The 1000-nt window shown below is 58.0% G+C and carries 1 rRNA gene; it reads left to right on the plus strand.

The features are described 5' to 3' along the window. Positions 1-179: 179 nt before the first annotated feature. Positions 180-1000, plus strand: a 16S ribosomal RNA gene (locus ACFYPM_RS32170); the annotation flags it as partial.

Below are 1000 nucleotides of genomic sequence, written 5' to 3' on the forward strand. Positions count from 1 at the left end.
GGGGTTCCACTGAGGTGGGGCTTCTGGTCGGTGTGTGGTTGTTCTTTGAGAACTCAACAGGGTGCTTGTAAAGCCAGTGCCAATTATGATTTATACCCCGGACTGGTCAGTTTTTGCTGGCTGGTTGGGATTCCTTTGGCAACATTTGTTTGTTGTCAGGATGCTGTTCAACTAATTTTTTGTTGGAGAGTTTGATCCTGGCTCAGGACGAACGCTGGCGGCGTGCTTAACACATGCAAGTCGAGCGGAAAGGCCCTTCGGGGTACTCGAGCGGCGAACGGGTGAGTAACACGTGAGCAACCTGCCCCAAGCTTTGGGATAACCCCGGGAAACCGGGGCTAATACCGAATAGGACTTCCGGCCGCATGGCTGGGGGTGGAAAGTTTTTCGGCTTGGGATGGGCTCGCGGCCTATCAGCTTGTTGGTGGGGTGATGGCCTACCAAGGCGACGACGGGTAGCCGGCCTGAGAGGGCGACCGGCCACACTGGGACTGAGACACGGCCCAGACTCCTACGGGAGGCAGCAGTGGGGAATATTGCACAATGGGCGGAAGCCTGATGCAGCGACGCCGCGTGAGGGATGACGGCCTTCGGGTTGTAAACCTCTTTCAGCAGGGACGAAGCGAGAGTGACGGTACCTGCAGAAGAAGCACCGGCCAACTACGTGCCAGCAGCCGCGGTAAGACGTAGGGTGCGAGCGTTGTCCGGATTTATTGGGCGTAAAGAGCTCGTAGGCGGCTTGTCGCGTCGACCGTGAAAACTTGGGGCTCAACCCCAAGCCTGCGGTCGATACGGGCAGGCTAGAGTTCGGTAGGGGAGACTGGAATTCCTGGTGTAGCGGTGAAATGCGCAGATATCAGGAGGAACACCGGTGGCGAAGGCGGGTCTCTGGGCCGATACTGACGCTGAGGAGCGAAAGCGTGGGGAGCGAACAGGATTAGATACCCTGGTAGTCCACGCTGTAAACGTTGGGCGCTAGGTGTGGGGGACCTCTCCGGTT

It is taken from the genome of Micromonospora sp. NPDC005203 (assembly GCF_042872705.1).
Taxonomy (GTDB): Bacteria; Actinomycetota; Actinomycetes; order Mycobacteriales; family Micromonosporaceae; genus Micromonospora.